The organism is Paramuribaculum intestinale (assembly GCF_003024925.1).
GTDB classification, from domain to species: Bacteria; Bacteroidota; Bacteroidia; order Bacteroidales; family Muribaculaceae; genus Paramuribaculum; species Paramuribaculum intestinale.
On sequence record NZ_PUED01000013.1, the window covers coordinates 13,247 to 29,854 of the forward strand.

Consider the following 16,608-nt stretch of genomic DNA (forward strand, 5'->3'; position numbering starts at 1 on the left):
CCGCTATGATCATGACCGTGAATGATTGGGTCGTGATTTGCATCTTTGCTTTGACACGAACCATCAACTGTCAACGACATGACTTCAATCAAAGTAAAGTTCAGACCCGGATGCCGCGCGGAGCATCCCGGAAGCATAGTCTATATGATCAGCCATCTTGGCCGCTCGCGAACCGTTTCAAGCGGCTACAGACTGTATGCATGCGAATGGAATGACACGGCATCTGCAGGACGCAGCCCGAACCAGCGCGAACAATACGTGACCGAGGCAAAAGAGAGCGTACATCATGATCTTGAGCACCTGCGCCGGATCATAGACCGACTGACACACTCGTCTGTGCCATTCTCTGCCGATGATGTAGCCGCGGAATTCATGAGATTTTCGCGACTGTACTCGCTCTTCACATATATGGACAGGCAGATATCCACTCTGCGCGGCAGGGGCAAGCCTCGCACCGCCGAAATATACCGCACGACACTCAACAGTTTCAGGCGTTTCCGCAATGACAATGATGTCAGAATAGACTGCCTCACTCCCGATATGCTCAGCCGATATGAAACATCGATGCGACTCAACGGCATCACTTGCAACACCTCATCGTTCTATATGCGTGTGCTTAGGGCCGTCTACAACCGCGCAGCTGAGGAAGCCGGCTTCGACAACCGCCATCCTTTCCGGCATGTCTATACCGGCATTGACAAGACCGTAAAAAGAGCGCTCCCGATCCAGACCATAAGCCGGATAAGGGCATTGTCACTGGCGCGTCATCCGAAACTCGACTTTGCACGCGATATGTTCATGATGAGTTTCTTCCTGCGAGGCATGAGTTTTGTCGACATGGCCTTTCTCCGCAAATCGGATCTCGACGGAGGACGCGTCACCTACCGGCGGCGCAAGACCGGACAGCAACTGACCGTAGGCTGGACGCGGGAAATGCAGGCCATTGTCGACAAATATCCATGCAACCCCACCCAGTATCTGCTGCCGATCATCACCCGCAAGGATATCGACGAAAGGCAGGTGTACCGCAATATTTCGTCATCGATCAACAGCAGTCTCAAAAAACTGGCAGCACTTGTCGATTCATCACAGCGGCTTACAATGTATTGCGCCCGCCACAGCTGGGCTTCGGCAGCAAGAATCAAGGGGGTGCCTTTGAGCATTATCAGCGAAGGCATGGGACACAACTCCGAAACGACAACCCGCATTTACCTGGCAAGCCTTGACACATCGGCCATCGATTCGGCCAACTCACTTATAATCGATTCGGTCTGACACCGCCAAAACATGCAAGACCCTGTGCATCGACTACGACGCACAGGGTCTTGAAAATACTCACTGACGGATATACTCGGGTCAGATCACGCCCTGCCCCATCATGGCATTGGCCACCTTCATGAAGCCGGCGATGTTGGCACCCTTCATGTAATTGATAAATCCATCGGGTTCGGTTCCGTATTTCACACACTGCTCGTGAATATCGCGCATGATCACGTGAAGCTTCTCGTCGACCTCCTCGGCACTCCACTGCAGGTGCATGGCATTCTGGCTCATCTCCAGACCGGAAGTGGCTACTCCACCCGCATTGACAGCCTTGCCGGGGGCATAGGTGGTGTGCGAGCTGATGAACGCATCGATAGCCTCAGGCGTACATCCCATGTTTGACACCTCGGCCACCATCTTCACTCCGTTGGCTATGAGCTGACGTGCATCATCGCCGTCAAGCTCGTTCTGCGTGGCGCACGGCAGAGCTATATCCACCTTCTGCTCCCACGGCTTGCGTCCGGGATAGAACGTGGCTTCAGGATAGCGCTCGGCATACGGAGCCACAATATCCTCGCCCGATGCACGAAGCTCAAGCATATAGTTGATCTTGTCGCCACTCACTCCCTCGGGATCGTAGATGTATCCGTCGGGACCGGAGATCGTCACCACTTTGGCTCCAAGTTCGTTGGCCTTGAGAGTCGCACCCCAGGCCACATTTCCGAACCCGCTGACTGCGACAGTCTTGCCCTTGATCGAATCATTCTTTTCGGCCAGCATGCTCTGCACGAAATAAAGAGCGCCGAATCCCGTAGCCTCCGGACGTATGCGCGAGCCGCCGAAATCAAGTCCCTTGCCGGTCATGGATCCGTCACACTCGTTGCGCAGCTTCTTGTACATGCCATACATATAGCCTACCTCACGGCCGCCAACACCAATGTCGCCCGCAGGCACATCACGGTCAGGACCGATATTTTTCCAAAGCTCAAGCATGAACGCCTGACAGAAGCGCATGATCTCCGCGTCGCTCTTGCCACGCGGCGAGAAGTCACTGCCACCCTTGCCGCCGCCCATCGGAAGGGTGGTAAGAGCGTTCTTGAATGTCTGCTCGAATCCGAGGAACTTAAGTATCGACAGATTTACACTCGCATGGAAACGGATACCACCCTTGTACGGGCCTATAGCGTTGTTGAACTGCACGCGATAACCGAGGTTGGTCTGCACTTCGCCGCGGTCGTCAGTCCAAGTGACACGGAATGTCACTATGCGGTCGGGTTCTACCATACGCTCGACTATACGGGCTTTCTCAAACTCAGGATGCTGGTTGTAGACTTCTTCCACACACATCAGCACTTCCCTTACAGCCTGCAGATACTCCTTTTCACCGGGGTGTTTCACCTCCAGGGAGTTCATGATACTGTTGATGTCCATTTTTCTGATTCTTTAAGGTATAGAGATATTGGTTAACCTTTGATTTTGGTTATTGATGCTGCAAATATACTATTAAAACAGTTGCAGGTGGAGCATCTAACAGTTTAATTTTAGTTAAAAAAGAGATGAATGCATCTACATGCATTATCTTACAGAAAAACTTACAAGAATCGGGTCAGTACCATCCTGACTTATGGCATAGATGCGGCCGAATTCATCAGGAGCGGTCATCGCACGCACCCGACGCGAAAGAGCATATTCTCCAACCTTATTGCCATCCCAGTCATAGACCCAAAGCATATTGCCCGTCCAGTTGGAGTCGTCTAACTGCCTGCCGTCATAAAGGATATAGACACGCTCGTTGTCGGCTGTTCCCTCAAGGAATCTAACTTCTTCATGCCCGTCCACACCAAGATATTGTCCGTCGGCAAACCGATGTTTCATCGAACTGTTGCGAAACTGATTGACAGCGCGCAGTGTGTCGGCTTCCAGACGGAAAAAAGCTGCAGCCTCGTCACCTGAAGCGATTGCAACAACCTTCCTGCCATCGGGCGAAACGGCGAACCCAAACTGATAGGCGGCGGTCATAGCCACATTCCCGGCTTTAGCCGCCCTGTCTTCAGGCATACGGTCGCCATAGTGGCCTGTCACATGTCCCTCACGGTCAAACATCGTGAATATCTCTGGATACTCTACATAGCCGTCTGTGCCGATATAGCCACCGTCGGCCAGCGATCCCACATTCCATGTATCGAGATTCAGAATGCGGGTATATGTGAGATACAGACTGTCGGTGCCCTCGACTTCGGCCACATACAGATCCCTGTTGTCGGCGCGAAGAAGCGTGAAGGCATCATCGCGTCCGGGGATCGTCGAAAACATCACCACATTGCCGAATTCACCGGGGCCAACCCCCTTGGCAACGAAATTACCGGCATACCGGCCGCAGGCAACGTCGACAAGATGAGCCAGCGAATCAGTCTTGTTGTCAAGAATAAGAAGATAATCACCGGCTCTTTGCATCGAAAGCGGGCGTCCGATCATCGGTTCGGGAGCAATCTCTGCATCCTCTACAAGGATATCTCTGCGCTCTATGTCATTAGCTTTTTGAACCGAACATCCGGTCAACGGCATCGAAATCAAAACGGTCGATAATGCAAACCACGCACAGTAAAATTTCATCATTGCTTGAGTATGTAGTAAGAGATTGTCTAAATTTAATAATACGGATTTTGAGAAGGATTGTCAGATGGATTTTTGTTTGTGATGAGGGAGTGTAGCCGTAGCTACATGACCGGGGAGCAAACAAAGAGACGCTGGAAAGACTCTCAAAAGCAAAGTGATATGAATTTTAGACAATCTCTAAAAGTAACCGGATGAATGATCGGAACGCCGGTCTCAACGTCTACGGGCAGGTATCTTGAGCTTGTCGCCTATATCGAGACGTGTGCCCGACATTCCGTTGGCCTTCTGTATGGCTGCGACTGTTGTGCCGAAACGTTTGGCGATCTTGCTCAGATTGTCGCCGCGACGCACGGTGTAGGTTGTAGTCGATGCCGCAGCTGTTTTTGGCTTTGACTTCTTGGCTGCAGTCTGCTTGGCGGGTGTCTTCGCAGCCGTGACGCTCCGCGAATCTGCGGCAGCAGACTTCGGCTCTGCCTGAGCCACCGCCGGCTGTCCGTCATTGCTTTCCGGCTGCACGCTGTCTCCGGTCGATGCCACCGATGTCGAATCGGCATTTATTCGGATTCTTTCATAAGTCTGTATTTTCAGCTTCTTGCCGCGATGCACTTTTCCGCTCCTCATATTGTTCCATCGCTTGATGTCCGTGGCGCTTACACCATATTTGCGGGCTATGGAGCGGAGATTCTCTCCGCGACCCACAGTATGTGTTTTGGTGATCATGCGCGTCACATAGGAAGAGCCGTCGGGCTGACGCTCCAGACTTTCTCCAGGTTCTACATGAGTTCGACGGGCATAAGCGTCCGAATTCATGTCGAGGATAGCCTGTTCACTCATTATGTAGCTGAGCACCTGCTGTGAGGGGAGAACAAGAGCGTAGGGATGATTGTCACCGGGTATGATATCCTTGCGAAACTGCGGGTTGAGCATTCTGATCTCCTCAACCGGTATGTTGAGCACCTGAGCTATCTGATTGAAGTGCACGCGTTTGTCTACCAACACCGTATCGGTAATCAACTTCTGCTTCACAACTGTAGGTCTTATGCCGTACTTACCGTAATAATTCATCACGAAATTGGCTGCAATGAACGCCGGCACATATCCGCGGGTTTCCGGCAGAAGGAAGTTGTAAATTTCCCAATAATCTTTCTTGCCGGTGCCTCCTGCGCGTCGCAACGCCTTGTTGACATTACCGGGTCCGCAGTTATAGGCGGCTATGGCCAGCGACCAATCCTCATAGATCTCATACAGCTGCTTGAGATATCTCACCGCATAGCGCGATGCAAGGCGAGGATCGCGACGCTGGTCAACGAGCGAATTCACCTCAAGTCCCAGACCCACAGCTGTGGCTGGCATCATCTGCCAGAGTCCGCATGCGCCCACACGCGACACAGCGTTGGGATTCAGCGCCGACTCGATGATAGGCAGATACTGCAGCTCAAGAGGAAGCTTCTCTCGCAGCAGCTCTTCTACGAATATGTTGCCGTAATAATTGTTGAGAGCAAGCAGATCAGCCACAAGATCACGACGCTTTCCGAGATACATGTCGATATAATTGCCCACAATGGAATTATATGGCAGTTCTATCTCCGCCGGCAGCTGGCTCAGCAGCTCCTCGTATTCGGCAGGATTGCCTTTGACCGGCGTAGAGGCCGATTCGTCGGCACGCGCAGCGTAATGCTTGAGATAGAAATTTTCCTGCAGTTCACGGGTTTTGGTTTCAAAACTCTCCGGCGCGACGATATTGTCGTCGGTGATCGAATGCTTGATGTCGAGAATGGACAGCCCTTTAGCCGTTGCGGTGAGCGCGAGCAGTCCGGTAAATAGTGTTATAATTGATTTCTTCATGATCATGTATCTATGCAGGGATCATCAATCGTCAGAAACGCAACGCCCACTGCAGCCCAAGTCCGGGTCGTGTGCGTGTATCGGGTATTACGGCAGGGGCCACCTCCATTGAAAGATCGGGAGATATATCAAAATGCGCCAGCGACGCGTCGACGTATGCGTCGACTATCGCAAGCAGATACACTCCCACCATGGAGATAATACACAGATCGCGGTTTCTGCGATAAAAGTCCTTGCGTGATTTCAATATATTTGTGAGCCATGTCTTGTCGAGATCCTCCTCCTTGACCGTGGCGGGGAAGAAATCCATGTAGCTCTTGGTGTTCGGATCATTATCCATAATATCACCATAGGCGCGTGTATAGTCCTTCAGCATGGAGTTGTTCCACGACGCGCCATATCCAAGTCCCATGAATCCGGCTGCCACAAGCGGCAGTTTCCAGTAACGACGGTTGTAGACCTGCCCCAGTCCGGGAAACAGCGCCGACATCCACACGGCTCTCATAGGGTCGGGATTGAATTCCCTGACATTACGGCTTATTCCGACTGTTTCTTTAATCGAGTCAGGCAGCAGAGCCATCTGGGGTGAATCTACTATCTTGATTGAATCCACCGGCAGTAATATAAGACTGTCGGATGTGGCTGTGGCATAGACTGAATCCACGACGACCTCCGACGGCTGTATGGCAGGCTGACCTAAAGGTATTGAATCTGGTACTTCTACCTTATGCTGACGCTTGACCGGCTTTATCGGACGGGTATTCTGACAAAAAATGTTAAAAGGACATAGCAATGCCACAATGACCATAACGATCATTGCCAAAGAAGCCGCCGGGCTAAACAGTCTTCTATTGCTACCGTTTCCTTTGCGCATGCCTATCCCGCTGAGTTTCTTTTGTTTATTCAGATCTATCAGTATAATATGGTTGTATTTGTCAGCCCTCCTGAGCTTTCACGTCGTCAAAGATAGTAATTAATCTTTCAAGTTCATCTTCGCTCTTGAAGCTGAAGGTGATTTTGCCGGATCCGGAGGCCGAACAGGTGAAGTGGACAGGAGTGTTGAATTTGCTTGAAAGATGATTGCGCAGCAATTCGAAATCCTTCGACAGCGATGTGTTCTCACCAGTGCTGCGCGCCTCCGCAGATCCTTCGCGGATAGACTTCACCAGATCCTCTACCTTACGCACCGAAAGCCCCTCCTTGAGGATGCGCTTATATATCTTCAGCTGCACCGTAGGATCATCTATGGCAAGCAGCGCGCGCGCATGCCCCATATCAAGACGCTTGTCGCGCAAACCGAGCTGCACTTCGGCCGGAAGCCGGAGAAGGCGCAGAAAGTTGGCTACCGTAGCACGTTTCTTGCCGATACGCTCACTCAGACGTTCCTGCGTAAGATCGTAGCGCTCTATCAGTTTCTTGAATGTCAGCGCTATCTCTATCGCATTAAGATCCTCACGCTGGATATTCTCGATCAGAGCCATCTCTGTCAGCTCACTGTCGCTGGCCACGCGTATATATGCCGGGACTGTCGACAGTCCGGCCATGCGGGCAGCTCTGTAGCGGCGTTCTCCGGCTATGATCTGATAGTTGCCGCCGACGCTGCGTAGCGATATGGGTTGTATTATACCCAGTTCTCTGATAGAAACCGCCAGTTCGGCAAGCGACTCCTCGTCGAAGTTGCTGCGCGGCTGATCGGGATTGGGCTGTATGAGCTCTATATCTATCTCGTTAATGGCTGAAGCGCCCGATGCGGGCACATCGTCCATAGGTATCAGTGAATCAAGTCCGCGGCCAAGCGCCTGTCTTTTCGGTTTCATTTCGATGTGGCTTTAGCTTTTTTCTTCTGCTTGTTGATAATCTCCTTAGCCAACGCGTTGTGCGATGTAGCGCCACGGCTTTCCGGATCATAGACGAGTGCCGGCAGACCATGCGAGGGAGCCTCACTCAGACGTATATTGCGTGGAATGACGGTGTTGAACACCATGTCGCCGAAATGACCTTTCAGTTCTTCGTAGATCTGATTTGCGAGCCTCAAGCGTGCATCATACATCGTCAGCAGGAATCCCTCTATCTCAAGCGACGGATTCAGACGCGGCTTGATGATACGGATAGTGTTGATCAGCTTGGTGATGCCTTCAAGGGCAAAATATTCGGCCTGCACAGGTATTATGACAGAGTTGGCGGCCGTCAGCGCATTGACCGTTATCAGGCCGAGCGACGGAGAGCAGTCGATAAGTATATAATCGTATTTGTCGGCTACGGGCGCAAGCACTTTCGACAGAACGCGCTCACGATTCGGGCGGTTGATCAATTCCAGTTCCGCACCCGCCAGGTCGATCCGCGATCCTACAAGTTCCAGCCCTTCGACACAGGTAGGCACCTGCGATCCTTCCAAAGGATAGTCGTCGACAAGGCATTCGTAGATCGACGAAGTCATCTGATCAGGATTGATTCCATAACCCGACGTGGCGTTGGCCTGCGGATCGGCATCGATTATGAGCACCTTTTTCCCTTCGGCTGCGAGCGACGCTCCGAGATTGATCGTGGTTGTGGTCTTTCCCACTCCTCCCTTCTGATTTGCTATTGCAATTATCTTGCCCATGTGTTTTTACTTGTGACTGATGTTACACGCTGCAAAGATAGCTTGATTTCAACACGCTGCGCAAATGTTCCACGGCAAAAATGAGTTAAATGTTGATAAATCGCCATGAATGTTGAAAACCCGCCGACGAGGCTTTCAGAAGCTTCTTCGGCGGGGTTATGACAGGCCAACGGGCGTGGCGGATATGCTTAAAGAGCGATCAGAGCGTATTGAGCAGCTCAAGCTTGCCCGAATCGACCAGATGTATGATCAGCTCACCGAAAAGGGTATTCTGCCACGCAAACCACGGGCGGGTGAAGTCAGCCGGATTGTCTACGTTGAACGACTCGTGCATGAATCCGGTGCCGGCGTCGGTATCAAGAAGCATGCGCAGCGAGGCGCGTATCTCTTCGTCGTCGGTGGATGTGAACGCACGCATCATCAGACTCATCGGCCAAGCCATGTCATAGCCTACATGAGGGCCGCCTATACCTTCTCCGGCCTTGCCTTTGAAAAAGTAAGGATTGCTTTGACTCCACACAAAGGAGCGTGTGTTGCGGTAGACAGGGTCATTCATGTCGACATCGCCGAGATATGCCATCGAGAGCAGCGAGGGGACATTGGCGTCATCCATGAGCATACGGTTGCCGAAGCCGTCGACTTCATAAGCATATATCGTGCCGAATTCCGGATGCTCATAGGTGGCATGCCGTTTCAGAGCGGTTTCAACCTCGTCGGCAAGCGAACGGCACTCCCCTGCCAAAGCTGCATCGCCATTAACCTCGGTCAGAATCTCGGCTGCCTTACGGAGCGATGTCACGGCAAAGAAATTGGAGGGTACGAGATATTGCAGAGTCGTAGAATCGTCGGATGGTCTGAACGATGACACTATAAGGCCACAGCCGCTGACAGGAGCTCCCCATCCGGCATTGTTGAGAGTATCGAGAGCCCGGTCGGTGCGTCGCAGAAACCGATAGGGGCCTTTTTTATCATCCTTGCGCTGCTGCTGTCGGAAGGTCTGCACTATAAGCGCCATAGCCTGCTGCCACTCGCCGCTCCTGAATATCGAATCGTCGCCCGTGCGCTTCCAATATTCATAGGCAAGACGTATGGGATAGCAAAGCGAGTCGATCTCCCACTTACGCTCATGCACCTCGGGGCGCATGTCCGTGAAGTCGCTCTGCCACTCGCCTCCGGTCGGGCCATCGTTGAACGCATTGGCGTATGGATCAAGAATGATGCTGCGCAACTGTCGGCGTATCACACCGGCTATGAGTTCCTTCAACTGAATATCTTCAGCCGCGAGAGCCACATAAGGCCACACCTGGGCGCCGGAGTCACGAAGCCACATGGCCGGTATATCGCCGGTGTAGACAAAAGTGTCGGGCGTACCGTCGGCATCCTTGCGGAAATGCACGGTTGTGTCGAGAGTGTTCGGAAAACAATTCTCAAACATCTCGGCAAGCTTTCGGTTGGTGAGCTGCGCCTTGATCCGGCGTATCCTCTCCTCCACAGCCTTCGACGTGAACAGACGCTCCGCGACCGGAGGACGCTCTCCCGTGACCGTCCGCCCGGACACAGGTATGGCCGTATTATCCTGCCGGCAGACATCGCACCGCATATCGACTGCCCTGACGGCCACCGGCATCATGGCCGACACAGCGAGCAAAAGCAACGGTCTTTTCATCGTTCAGCAGCTATAAAGTCCGAAATCCATGTGCCCACAGCGTCAGTACCTACCGCTTTTGAAGGATCTGGAGCGATATCGGGTGTGCTGACTCCGGCCTCCATCGAAGCATCGACAGCCTTGCGTACACACTCGCCCTCTTCAGCCAGTCCGAAATGCTCAAACAGCATTGCGACCGAAAGGATCTGCGCCAACGGGTTGGCTATATTTTTGCCGGCGGCCTCGGGCCACGACCCGTGGATAGGCTCGAACACGGGAGTACCCTCACCTATCGACGCGGATGGAAGCAGCCCCATCGATCCTGAAATCACACTGCCTTCGTCGGTAAGTATATCGCCGAACGTATTTTCGGTCACCATCACATCGAAGAAACGCGGATCCTGTATCATGCGCATCGACGCATTGTCGACATACATGAAATCGGTCGTAATATCCGGGGTCTCCCTGGACATTTCCTGAGCGACCTTGCGCCATAGACGCGACGACGCAAGCACATTGGCTTTGTCTACCACAGTGAGATGTCTCTTGCGGCGGCGAGCATAGTCGAATGCCACTTTAAGGATTCGCTCAATCTCTCCGCGTGTATATGCGCAGGTATCGTAGGCATGATCGTCGCTTTCGTATTTTTCTCCGAAATACATGCCGCCCGTAAGCTCACGGATGCACACAAAATCGGCTCCGCTGACTATATCTTCGCGCAGCGGCGACTTGTGGATCAGCGACGCGAATGTGGCCACCGGCCTGATATTTGCAAACAGTCCCAGCTTCTTCCTCATTGCCAAAAGACCCTGTTCGGGGCGAACCTTCAGGTCGGGCCGGTTGTCGAACCGAGGATCGCCGACAGCCGAGAACAGCACGGCATCGGCATCACGGCATACATTATATGTCTCTTCAGGGAACGGATCGCCGACGGCGTCGATCGCAGCCGCGCCGACCAAAGCTGAGACAAACTCCACTTCATGACCGAAGCGACGGCACACCGCGGTCATCACTTTCACGCCCTCGCGCGATATTTCTGGACCGATGCCATCACCGGCCAAAAGTGCTATCTTCAATTTCATTGACGATTCAGATATATGATTGATTAACGTTTAGAATTTCCCTACTCGGATACATTCCTGTATTGAGCCACGGCATTTGATCGTCCGATCACTTATTGTTGGCCGACTCGTAGGAATCGATCTCCGCGGAGTGCGACAGCAGATACCCGATATCATCAAGCCCCTCTACAAGACATTGTTTTTTGTATGGATTGATGTCAAAGGACTCCTTTCGGCCGGTGGCGAGATTCTCCACAGTCTGGTTCGGAAGATCTACGCGCACTTCGGTAGCAGGATCAGCCTCCACTGTCGCGAACAGTTCGGCCAGGAAGTCGTCCGACACCACAACCGGGAGCACAAAATTGTTCAGCTCGTTGTTTTTGTGTATGTCGGCGAAAAAACTCGAAATCACCACTCTGAAGCCATAATCGGCTATAGCCCACGCTGCATGTTCGCGGCTCGACCCGCAACCGAAATTTTTCCCGGCCACAAGTATGCATCCGCTGTAACGTGGATCGTTGAGCGGGAAATCGGGACGCTTGTTGCCTTCGGCATCAAATCTCCAGTCGCGGAACAGGTTTTCGCCGAACCCTTCACGCGAGGTGACTTTAAGAAAACGTGCCGGTATTATCTGGTCGGTATCAACATTCTCTACAGGCAGAGGCACGCACCGCGAGGTGACTATTGTAAATTTTGGATTATCCATCTGATTCAAGATTTGCGTGGGTCAGTTATAACTCCATGGACGGCTGCTGCAGCAGCCACGAGAGGGCCGGCCAATACGGTGCGGGCTCCCGGACCCTGACGGCCTTCGAAATTACGGTTGGAAGTAGACACCGACAGACATCCGGCAGGCACCTTGTCATCGTTCATAGCCAGACACGCCGAGCATCCGGGCTGACGTATCTCGAAGCCGGCCTCCTCAAGCACTTTGTCAAGACCTTCTTCGGATATCTGCCTGCGCACTTTCCATGATCCGGGCACAAGCCATGCCGTCACATCGGGATGCTTCCGTCGCCCTTTGACATAAGATGCGAACGCTCTGAAATCCTCTATGCGGCCATTCGTACAACTTCCTAAAAAGACATAGTCGACCTTCTGTCCCTCAAGGCTCTCACCCTGACGGAAGCCCATATAAGCCAACGCCTTTTCAAACGACAGACGCGCGGCGGCATCATCGGGAGGCAACGGCACAGGCTCGCTAATGCCGATACCCATGCCGGGATTGGTGCCATAGGTGACACGCGGCTCGATGTCGGCCGCATCAAATCTCACCTCACGGTCATAGACGGCATCATCGTCCGACGGCAGAGTGCGCCAATAGGCCACAGCCTCATCCCATTCCTTTCCCGACGGAGCAAATTCCCTACCCTTCAGGTAGTCGAAAGTCGTCTGGTCAGGAGCGATCATGCCTCCTCTGGCACCCATTTCGATCGAAAGATTGCAGAGCGTCATGCGCTGCTCCATCGACAGCGCGCGGACGGCATCGCCGGCATATTCCACGAAGTAGCCTGTAGCCCCGCCGGTGCCGAGCTGTGCGATTATATACAGCGCCATATCCTTTGACGTAACTCCGCTGCCAAGACGTCCGTCGACAGTGATACGCATGGTCTTCGGCCTCGGCTGGAGGATACACTGCGTGGCAAGCACCATCTCCACTTCGCTCGTACCTATGCCGAATGCCACTGCACCGAAAGCTCCGTGGGTCGATGTGTGGCTGTCACCGCATACGATCGTGCTTCCGGGAAGTGTCAGGCCGTTTTCAGGCCCCATGACATGGATAATGCCATTATGCTCGTCGCCGAGCGGAAACAGCGTGATGCCGAACTCCCCGGCGTTTTTCAGCAGAGTGTCAACCTGACGGGCCGAAACCGGGTCAGCGATCGGACGATCCTGGTTTAGGGTAGGAATATTATGGTCGGGCGTGCTGAATGTGCGGTCAGGACGCCTGACTTTGAGCCCCCGGCCACGCAATCCGTCAAAAGCCTGCGGACTTGTCACCTCATGACAGTAATGGCGGTCGATATAAAGCTGTGTGGGCCCTCCGGTAATATCCGTCACCGTGTGTGCGTCCCATATTTTGTCGAAAAGTGTCTTTCCCATCTCGATATTCGTTTTATCTCACAAACTTATTGATGGCGTCGACAAATGCCTCGGCGCTCGCACCGATAATGTCGGTATTGGCCGAGAATCCGTAGTATTGCTGTCCGTCGTGTTCTACTGTCAGATGCACCTTGCCGACGTCGTTGCTGCCTTTGTTGATGGCCTGTATCAGGAATTCTTTTACAAGCATGTTGCGGCGTATTATCACCTTGATAGCGGATATTGCCGCGTCAACCGGACCATTGCCCGAGGCGCATGCCTCGAACTTTTCTCCGGCGATGTCGAGGCCGACACTGGCCACCGAACGGATACCGACTCCCGAACTTACCTGCAGGTAGTCGAGTTTTATGCGGTGATTGGCACGGTGATGCTGTCCGGCAAGCATCAGCACGTCGTCGTCGTTGATCTCCTTCTTTTTGTCGGCCAGACGCAGGAAAGCCTCATAAGCCTTGTCAAGAGCATCCTTGTCAAGATCCACTCCCAATATGTGAAGACGATGTTTGAGAGCCGCACGACCGCTACGCGCCGTGAGCACTATCGAGTTTTCGTCAATACCCACATCTTTGGGATCGATAATCTCGTAACTCTCGCGGTTTTTAAGTACGCCGTCCTGATGTATGCCGCTTGAATGTGCAAACGCATTTCGACCCACAATAGCCTTGTTGGCCTGCACGGGCATATTCATCAGACTGCTCACCATACGGCTTGCAGCGTTGATTTTGGTTGTATTGATATTGGTGTCGATGCCAAGCTCGTGATGACAGCGGCATATCATCACTATCTCTTCGAGCGATGTGTTGCCGGCGCGCTCACCGATGCCGTTGATCGTCACTTCGGCCTGACGGGCACCGTTGATGATACCGGCCATAGTATTGGCGGTAGCCATGCCGAGATCGTTATGGCAGTGGGTGGCAATCGTGGCTTTGTGGATGCCGTCGACATGCTCCATAAGATATTTTATTTTAGCACCGAACTCGCCGGGCAGACAGTAGCCCGTAGTATCGGGTATATTGACCACTGTGGCTCCGGCCTTGATCACAGCCTCTATCACCCGCGCCAGATATTCGTTGTCGGTACGGCCGGCATCCTCGGCATAAAACTGCACATCCTCCACAAAGCGTTTGGCATAGCTCACGCACGCCACAGCGCGCTCAAGTATCTCCTCGCGGTTGGAATTGAACTTATAGCGTATATGGTAGTCCGATGTGCCTATACCGGTATGTATACGTTTGTGTTTGGCATATTGCAACGCGTCGGCTGCCACTCGGATATCGTTCTCCACCGCACGCGTAAGAGCGCAAATCGTAGGCCATGTCACAGCCTTGCTGATCTCCACTACCGAATTAAAATCGCCGGGACTCGACACCGGAAAACCGGCCTCTATCACGTCGACGCCCAGATCCTCAAGCGCACGCGCCACCTCGATTTTCTCAACAGTGTTGAGCTGACATCCGGGCACCTGCTCGCCGTCACGAAGCGTTGTATCAAATATAAACAGCTTATCACTCATATGTTAAATACTAAGTAACTCTTAAAAATTAGTTGATATTATTAAACTCATCAGTAACCCGTGGCTCGCTGCGAGCTACTTATATGTTATTTTTTTTAACATCGAAACACAAAGTTACAAAATAATCCGTTTTTCAACTATTTTCACGATAAAAAACAAGAAAATCGCACTAAATAGTGCGATTTTCTTGCAATTTTGCCGATCTTCCATAAAATCTGCAGCCACTTCGCACTTCTGAGGGGTGCGACGACTGCAGACGCATCAAGATAGAAAATCATAGTGTATTCATGCCGTATGGTTCTCAGTATTTTCAGGTTGCAGCACACGTTTTGCACCGATATAATTTCGTGAGTAATAGCCTCCGTCAGGAAACTTCTGATAGCTCACTCCTTTGCTTGAGGCTGCATGAATGAACGTGAGCGACTTGCCGCTGTCATCCACCTCTACCACCATAGCCACATGGCCCACACGGCCTTTGCCGCTGCGCGGACTTGAAAAGAACATCAGATCGCCTGGACGCAGCTCAGAAGTCTTCACCGGCTCTCCCTGAGCATACTGCATGCGCGAAGTACGATCGAGCGACACACCGGCATTGCGGAATATATATCTGATGAAGCCCGAACAGTCAAAAGTCTTCGGACCGGTGCTTCCCCACACATATCGGCGGCCGATAAACTGTGAGGCGAATTTAGTGAGATTGTCGGTAATCTCACGTAGAGATCCCTCAGCATCGTTCGACTCATCGGATGCCTGCGAATCGTCAACAGGCAGATCGAGAAGCTTCGGCATATCTATCAGCGACCACGTTCCCGCCACCTGCGATTCGGCAGGTTTCAGAGGAGGATTTACTGACGGTTTCATAGAAGTGAGTGTCAAGACGGACACCATAAGTATGACAAAAGCGTAAATATATCTCTTCATTTCGTAGTTAAAAATCAAAATCAGGATGGATTCGCTGTGTTTTTTCCTGACGCAAAATTACTACACACCAACGCATTACACAACAACACTCATTCACACCACTTTACATATAGGTTAAAATTAAGCTTGCAAAACGAATAGCCTGAATCATAGCCGGAATCAACAATAAGACTGACTGTCAGCAAAATCACCATACCACCCCGTTGCCATACCTACAAAGTCCACAAACATTAATTAACCATCCTCGCAGCACTTCATTACAACTTTTCAGCTTTTTTCAAGCATCTTTTTCGCTATATTTGCAGTCAGAAAAAAACAATCGCGCCTCCGCTACACAAAATGAATACAATCATTGAGATAACAGATATAAATCATCCTGAAGCACAGATCTTCAGCCGACTGACGGAAGCTCAGCTTTGCGACGCCTCCCAACGCGGGTGGGGACTGTTTATCGCCGAAAGTCCCAAAGTGATATCAGTGGCGCTTGATGCCGGATACGAACCGGTAGCACTGCTGTGCGAGCGAAAACACCTGTCGGGCGATGCCGCACAGATCATCAAGCGGATGCATGACGATGTAAGGATAATGACAGGCGAACGCGAAGTGCTTTCAGCCATCACCGGCTACCGGCTTACACGGGGAGTGTTGTGCGCGATGAAACGCCGCACACTGCCGACTGTTGATGAAATATGCGGCAATGCACGGCGTATAGTGATCATAGACGGTGTGAGCGACACCACCAATATAGGCGCGATATTCCGCTCGGCAGCCGCGCTCGGCATTGACGGCGCACTGCTGACTTCCACAGCCTGCGACCCGCTCAACCGTCGGGCGGTGAGAGTGTCGATGGGGTCTGTGTTTCTACTGCCCTGGACATTCTGCGACGACCCCGCCGGAGAATCCCGACGACACGGATTCAAGACAGTGGCAATGGCGCTGCGCCATGATTCAGTGACCATCACCGACGAGTGTCTGAAACGCGAGCCACGGCTTGCCATCATGATGGGAACCGAAGGTGACGGACTCGACTACGACACAATAA

At 52.4% G+C, this 16,608-nt stretch carries 14 protein-coding genes; 2 read left to right on the top strand and 12 right to left on the bottom strand.

All coding sequences use genetic code 11. The features are described 5' to 3' along the window. Positions 1-78: 78 nt before the first annotated feature. Positions 79-1,275, top strand: coding sequence for a tyrosine-type recombinase/integrase (locus C5O24_RS02185; RefSeq protein ID WP_107036287.1), 1,197 nt, complete (start codon positions 79-81; stop codon positions 1,273-1,275). Between the two features lie 81 nt (positions 1,276-1,356). Here C5O24_RS02185 and gdhA read toward each other — a convergent pair whose 3' ends face one another. From gdhA to C5O24_RS02245, 12 genes are all read right to left on the bottom strand, one after another. Next, positions 1,357-2,694, bottom strand: a complete 1,338-nt coding sequence (gene gdhA / locus C5O24_RS02190; RefSeq protein WP_107036288.1) for an NADP-specific glutamate dehydrogenase — start codon at positions 2,692-2,694, stop codon at positions 1,357-1,359. Between the two features lie 144 nt (positions 2,695-2,838). Then, positions 2,839-3,879, bottom strand: coding sequence for a BF3164 family lipoprotein (locus C5O24_RS02195; protein ID WP_107036289.1), 1,041 nt, complete (start codon positions 3,877-3,879; stop codon positions 2,839-2,841). Between the two features lie 213 nt (positions 3,880-4,092). Then, the gene (locus C5O24_RS02200; protein WP_161553764.1) at positions 4,093-5,724 is read right to left on the bottom strand and encodes a lytic transglycosylase domain-containing protein; all 1,632 of its coding nucleotides are present in this window, start codon (positions 5,722-5,724) and stop codon (positions 4,093-4,095) included. A gap of 31 nt (positions 5,725-5,755) precedes the next feature. After that, a complete protein-coding gene (locus C5O24_RS02205; protein ID WP_133165434.1) occupies positions 5,756-6,388 on the bottom strand; it encodes a DUF5683 domain-containing protein in 633 nt (210 codons plus the stop codon). A gap of 271 nt (positions 6,389-6,659) precedes the next feature. Then, on the bottom strand, positions 6,660-7,541 hold the full coding sequence (locus C5O24_RS02210; RefSeq protein ID WP_107681383.1) for a ParB/RepB/Spo0J family partition protein: 882 nt from the start codon (positions 7,539-7,541) through the stop codon (positions 6,660-6,662). Continuing rightward, on the bottom strand, positions 7,538-8,326 hold the full coding sequence (locus C5O24_RS02215) for a ParA family protein (protein ID WP_107036293.1): 789 nt from the start codon (positions 8,324-8,326) through the stop codon (positions 7,538-7,540). Before C5O24_RS02215 ends, C5O24_RS02210 begins: the two co-directional genes overlap by 4 nt. A 199-nt stretch (positions 8,327-8,525) precedes the next feature. Continuing rightward, on the bottom strand, positions 8,526-9,956 hold the full coding sequence (locus C5O24_RS02220) for a glycoside hydrolase family 125 protein (RefSeq protein WP_370585868.1): 1,431 nt from the start codon (positions 9,954-9,956) through the stop codon (positions 8,526-8,528). Positions 9,957-9,988: 32 nt separating this feature from the next. Then, the gene (leuB, locus tag C5O24_RS02225; RefSeq protein ID WP_107036295.1) at positions 9,989-11,053 is read right to left on the bottom strand and encodes a 3-isopropylmalate dehydrogenase; all 1,065 of its coding nucleotides are present in this window, start codon (positions 11,051-11,053) and stop codon (positions 9,989-9,991) included. Positions 11,054-11,141: 88 nt separating this feature from the next. Then, positions 11,142-11,738 (bottom strand): 3-isopropylmalate dehydratase small subunit, encoded by a 597-nt coding sequence (gene leuD / locus C5O24_RS02230; RefSeq protein WP_107036296.1) that lies wholly within the window; start codon positions 11,736-11,738, stop codon positions 11,142-11,144. Positions 11,739-11,743: 5 nt separating this feature from the next. Continuing rightward, a complete protein-coding gene (gene leuC / locus C5O24_RS02235; RefSeq protein WP_107036297.1) occupies positions 11,744-13,135 on the bottom strand; it encodes a 3-isopropylmalate dehydratase large subunit in 1,392 nt (463 codons plus the stop codon). A gap of 13 nt (positions 13,136-13,148) precedes the next feature. Further along, the gene (locus tag C5O24_RS02240; protein WP_107036298.1) at positions 13,149-14,645 is read right to left on the bottom strand and encodes a 2-isopropylmalate synthase; all 1,497 of its coding nucleotides are present in this window, start codon (positions 14,643-14,645) and stop codon (positions 13,149-13,151) included. A gap of 285 nt (positions 14,646-14,930) precedes the next feature. Further along, positions 14,931-15,506 (bottom strand): C40 family peptidase, encoded by a 576-nt coding sequence (locus C5O24_RS02245; protein ID WP_161553765.1) that lies wholly within the window; start codon positions 15,504-15,506, stop codon positions 14,931-14,933. Between the two features lie 399 nt (positions 15,507-15,905). Here C5O24_RS02245 and C5O24_RS02250 point away from each other — a divergent pair. Beyond that, a partial coding sequence (locus C5O24_RS02250; protein ID WP_107681385.1) for a TrmH family RNA methyltransferase occupies positions 15,906-16,608 on the top strand: 703 nt, incomplete at its 3' end.